Genomic DNA, 4,431 nt, shown 5'->3' on the forward strand with positions numbered 1-4,431 from the left:
GGCTCGGGCGGCCCGACGCCGCTGCCGGCCCCGACGCTGCGCGCGCCGACCCCCGTCCCCGGGGTGACCGAGGGCGTGTTCGCCCTGGGGGTGGCCAGCGGCGACCCACTGCCCGACGGCGTCATCCTGTGGACCCGACTGGCGCCGCGCCCGAGCGAGGGTGGCGGGATGCCCTCGCGCGACGTCCCGGTCGACTGGCAGATCGCCGCCGACGAGAGCTTCCGTTCGGTGGTGCGCGCCGGCACCCAGACCGCCCAGGCGGCGTTCGCCCACTCGGTGCACGTCGACGTCCGCGGCCTGGAGCCGGGGCGCGAGTACTACTACCGCTTCCGGGCCGGCACCGTGCTCAGCCCCGTCGGCCGGACCAGGACCGCCGCCGCCCCGCAGGCCGGCACGGACGCCGCCGGCGGGGCGCTGACCCTGGCGCTGGCCTCCTGCCAGGACTTCCAGAACGGCTACTGGCCGGCCTTCGACGCCATCGCCGCGGACGCGCCGGACCTGGTCGTGCACGTCGGCGACTACATCTACGAGTACGACCCGGACAGCCGGTTCCCGGACCGCGTGCACACCACCCCCCAGCAGCCCGGACTCGACCAGCTCCAGACGTTGGCGGACTACCGCAACCGCTACGGCCAGTACAAGGCGGACCCGGCCCTGCAGGCGGCCCACCACGCCGCGCCCTGGGTCGTCACCTGGGACGACCACGAGGTCGAGAACAACTACGCGGGGCTCGTCGACGAGGCCGGCGACGCCGGCGACCGTCACCAGGACCCGGCCACCTTCGCCCGTCAGCGGGCCGCCGCGTACCAGGCGTACTACGAGCACATGCCGATCCGGGCCGAGCTCAACCCGGGCTCCCCCGACCTGCGCATCTACCGCCGCCTCGCCTTCGGCAGCCTGCTGACGCTCAACGTCATGGACACCCGCCAGTACCGGACCCCGGTGCCGGGCAACTCGCCGGAGGCCATCGGCCCGGCCGCGCTCGGCCTCGCCAACACCGGCGGCACGATGGCCGGGACCGCCCAGGAACGCTGGCTGCGCGCGGGGCTCGACGCCTCCCGGACCCGCTGGAACGTGATCGCGCAGCAGACGATGATGGCCCAGCTCGACGGCCAGCTTCCCGTGGGATCGGGGAGCATGCTGACCAACCTCGACCAGAACGACGGCTACCGCCCCTACCGGCGGCGGCTGCTGACCGGGGTGCGCGACAGCCGGGCCCGCAATCCCGTGGTGCTCTCCGGGGACCTCCACTGCGCCTGGGTGAACGACCTGCGCGTCGACTTCGACCGGCCGGAGACCCCCGCGGTCGCGACCGAGTTCGTCTGCACCTCGATCAGCTCGGCCTTTTTCCTCGTCAACGACGACTTCGTCCGGGAGAACAACGCCCGGCTCAACCCGCACGTCCGCTACTTCCGCGGCGATCGCCGGGGTTACACCCGGATTCGGGTGACGCCGACGGAATGGCGCGCGGACATGCGGGTCGTCGCCGACCTCTCCCGGCGGGACTCGCCGGTCTCCACCGACGCCACCTGGGTCATCGAGGACGGCGTCCCCGGCGCCCAACCCGCCTGACCAGGACCGAACCGCAACCGAACCGCAACCGCCACCGACCGCGATCGCGACCGCGTCTGCGTCTGCGTCTGCTCGGGAATCACGGACGAGGGCGATAAAGTCGGCGTATTCCCCCAGCCTCCGGCGGGGCATCGCGAAACATATCGAAGAAAACTCGACCAGCGTCCAACCGGAATCCCTCCTGGCACGTTAGGCTGCCGCCGGCCGACCACCGCCGGCCGCGGCCGTGCCGGTGGCATCGGTGCGGATTGTCGGCCGCTGCCCGCTCACGGCGGGCCACCCGCGGGCCGCGCGGACGACGAGGAACCGGGAGTCGAGCGTGACGATTCTGGAGGAACCGCGGGAACCGGCGGCACCCGCTCGGCCCAGCCCGCAGGACGTCGTCGCGGCGCACTCGAGGCCGTACACGAACCTGCTCGGCTACCTGCGGACGACATCCCACAAGGACATCGCGGTGATGTACTTCGTCACCGCGTTCGGTTTCTTCCTGTTTGCCGGGATCCTGGCCGTGATGATGCGGGCGGAGCTCGCCCGGCCGGGACTGCAGTTCTTCTCCAACGAGCAGTACAACCAGTTGTTCACGATCCACGGCACGGTCATGCTGCTGCTGTTCGCGACGCCGTTGGCGTTCGCGTTCGCCAACCTCCTGGTGCCGTTGCAGATCGGCTCCCCCGACGTGGCGTTCCCCCGGTTGAACTCGCTGTCGTACTGGTTCTTCCTGTTCGGTGGGCTGACCGTCATCGCCGGGTTCCTCACCCCGGACGGCGCCGCCGACTTCGGCTGGTTCGCCTACTCCCCGCTCAACAGCAAGGTGTACTCGCCCGGCCCCGGCAGCGACCTGTGGATCCTGGGCCTGGTGGTGTCCGGGCTCGGCACCATCCTCGGCGCGGTCAACATGGTCACCACGATCCTGACGCTGCGCGCGCCCGGGATGACGATGTTCCGGATGCCGATCTTCTGCTGGACGTTCCTGGTGACGTCGATCCTGGTGATCGTCGCCTTCCCGGTGCTGGCCGCACAGCTGCTGACCCTCGAGGCGGACCGCCGGTTCGGCGCGCACGTGTTCGACGCGGCGAACGGCGGCGCGATCCTCTGGCAGCATCTGTTCTGGTACTTCGGCCATCCCGAGGTCTACATCATCGCCCTGCCGTTCTTCGGCATCATCAGCGAGATTCTGCCGGTCTTCTCCCGAAAACCCCTCTTCGGCTACAAGGGCCTGGTCTTCGCGACGATCGGGATCGGGGTGCTGTCGATCGCGGTGTGGGCGCACCACATGTACGTCACCGGCGCGGTGCTGCTGCCGTTCTTCGCCTTCCTGTCGTTCCTGATCGCGGTGCCGACCGGCATCAAGTTCTTCAACTGGATCGGCACGATGTGGCGCGGGCAGCTCACCTTCGAGACGCCGATGCTGTTCGCGCTCGGCTTCCTGGTGACGTTCCTGTTCGGCGGGTTGACCGGGGTGATACTGGCCAGCCCGCCGAACGACTTCCACGTCAGCGACAGCTACTTCGTCGTCGCCCACTTCCACTACGTCGTGTTCGGCACCGTCGTCTTCGCCGCGTTCGGCGGCGCCTACTTCTGGTTCCCGAAGATCACCGGCCGGATGATGAACGACAAGCTGGGTAAGGTCCACTTCTGGACCATGTTCTTCGGCTTCCACATGACGTTCCTGGTGCAGCACTGGCTCGGCGTGCGCGGCATGCCACGGCGCTACGCCGACTACGGTCCGACCGACGGTTTCACCACCCTGAACACGGTCTCGACCGCCGGCGCGTTCCTGCTCGCCACGTCCACGCTGCCGCTCATCTACAACCTGTGGCACTCCTACCGGCACGGCGCCCTCGCCCTCGTCGACGACCCCTGGGGGTACGGCAACTCGTTGGAATGGGCGACGTCCTGCCCGCCGCCGCGGCACAACTTCCGCTCACTGCCGCGGATCCGCTCCGAGCGCCCCGCCTTCGACCTGCACTACCCGCAGCTCAGCGGGCTCGTCGACTACCACGCGTCGCCGGAACTCGCCGACGCCCACACCCAACCCGCCCGCACCCAACCCACGCAGCGCGAGGACTGACTGCGCCCTGCCGCCTGCCGCCTGCCGCCTGACGCCTGACGCCTGCCGCCCGGTCCGGTCCGGTCACGGCACGAGGTCCACACCGCGGCACGATGTGCACGGTCCGCGGCTCCAGTCCGGACCGAACGCACCGCACCGCACCGCACCGGCTCACGATCAGACGGGCGGGACGAGCAGGCGCAGGGCGGCCGGGCGGACGACGATCTCGACCGGCAGGTCAGCCAGCGGATCGCCGTCGGCATAGACGGCGAACGGCCGGTCGGCGCCGATGTGCAGCCGCCGCCCCCGCAGCACCTGCACGTGGCGGGTGTGGACGTGCCGCCCGGTGAACACCCGCGGGAACAGCGCCAGGAAGGTCGGCCGGGACGTCCGCGAGATCAACACGATGTCGAGCAGCCCGTCGGCGAGGTCGGCGTCGGGGGCGAAGCGCATCCCGCCGCCGTAGTACGCCGCGTTGGCCGCGGCGACCGTCCAGCCGTGCAGCGTGCGCGGCGGCCCGCCGTCGACCGTCACCGTGAAGCGCGCCGGCCGCCAGGCCGCCACCGCCCGTAGCGCCGCGTAGGTGTAGACGTGCCGCCCGCGCAGCAGGCGGGTCCGATTGGCGATGACCTGCACGTCCGAGTCGAAACCGACGCTGGCGATCCCCAGGTACGGCCGGCCGCCGACCTCGGGCAGGTCCACCCGCCGCTCCTGGAACCCGGCGAGCTCGGCGGCGACGCGGCGGGGGTCGGCGGACAGGCCCAGCCCGCGGGCGAAGTCGTTGCCGCGACCGCCGGGCAGCACGGCGA

Annotated in this window: 3 protein-coding genes; 2 read left to right on the top strand and 1 reads right to left on the bottom strand. The window is 70.9% G+C overall.

Going from position 1 to position 4,431, the window contains the following annotated elements:
* Together ND748_RS26105 and ctaD are read left to right on the top strand one after the other, a co-directional pair.
* Nucleotides 1–1,572 (top strand): alkaline phosphatase (locus ND748_RS26105; protein ID WP_374216040.1); only part of this gene is annotated, 1,572 nt, incomplete at its 5' end.
* 319 nt (nt 1,573–1,891) lie between these two features.
* Complete coding sequence (gene ctaD / locus ND748_RS26110) at nt 1,892–3,643, top strand: cytochrome c oxidase subunit I (protein ID WP_251748798.1); 1,752 nt, start codon at nt 1,892–1,894, stop codon at nt 3,641–3,643.
* 156 nt (nt 3,644–3,799) lie between these two features.
* On the opposite strand, the gene ND748_RS26115 is transcribed toward ctaD, so the two are convergent.
* Nucleotides 3,800–4,431 (bottom strand): diacylglycerol kinase family protein (locus ND748_RS26115; protein ID WP_251748800.1); only part of this gene is annotated, 632 nt, incomplete at its 5' end.

It is taken from the genome of Frankia sp. AiPs1 (assembly GCF_023716945.1).
Classification (GTDB): domain Bacteria; phylum Actinomycetota; class Actinomycetes; order Frankiales; family Frankiaceae; genus Frankia.